This is a genomic window from Aminobacter sp. P4_D5 (genome assembly GCF_056401815.1).
The window spans coordinates 1-783 of the sequence record NZ_JBFUIP010000591.1; the positions used below are offsets into that span (position 1 = coordinate 1).

Consider the following 783-nt stretch of genomic DNA (forward strand, 5'->3'; position numbering starts at 1 on the left):
GGGCATGACCACGGCGCCCTCGGCGATCTCGGCGCTGCGGGCACGGACCACGGAGGGGTGCAGGAGGACGGGCAGAGCGGCAGCCAGCCGCCCGGCAGCGGCCAGCCGCGCGGCGTTGTCGCCGAGCGCGATCAGCAGGGGGCCGCCGTCATGGGCTGTCTCCGCGCCCAGGACCGGCAGGCCCAGCACATCCGGCAAGGGAGCCCTTCCGTCCAGGAACCCCGCCACCTCGAAGCCGGCATCCCACGCCGCCTCGCAGACGGCGCGCCCATGGCCTCCGGCCCCGAGGATCAGGACCCGCATTCCGCCATCGCCGGGAGTGTGCCTAAAATCGCGGGACCGGGGGGATTCATGCGCATGGCTGATCTCGAACTGCTCCGTCTCGAACGGCGCGTGGAACGTTTGCTCGATCTGCCTGCCGCCGCGCCCGGCGCGACCATCGGCATCGCGCGCGACGGAAACATGCTGCTGCACCGCTCCGGCGGGCTGGCCTCGATCGAGCTGGGCGTGCCCATCGGGCCGGGCACCACCTTCCGCATCGCCTCCGTCTCCAAGCAGTTCACCTGCGCCGCCATCCTGCTGCTCGCCCGCGAGGGGAAGCTCGCCCCGGCCGATCCCGTCCGGAAGCACCTGCCGCAGCTGCCGCCGATCCTGGGCAGCATCACGCTCGACCACCTGATGCGCAACACCTCCGGCCTGCGCGACATGCTGGAGCTCAACCGTCTCGGCGGCGTCGACCTCGGCACGCCGTTGACCGAGGCGGAGCTGGACGGAGCCATCGCA

General features: G+C 72.3%; 2 protein-coding genes. One reads left to right on the forward strand and one right to left on the reverse strand.

From position 1 onward, the window contains the following. Positions 1 to 303 (reverse strand): PglD-related sugar-binding protein (locus AC1DWF_RS33705; RefSeq protein ID WP_476842843.1); only part of this gene is annotated, 303 nt, incomplete at its 3' end. Positions 304 to 357: 54 nt separating this feature from the next. Between AC1DWF_RS33705 and AC1DWF_RS33710 the strand changes: the two genes are divergently transcribed. Beyond that, positions 358 to 783: serine hydrolase domain-containing protein (locus tag AC1DWF_RS33710; RefSeq protein ID WP_476842844.1), on the forward strand; the 426-nt coding region annotated here is incomplete at its 3' end.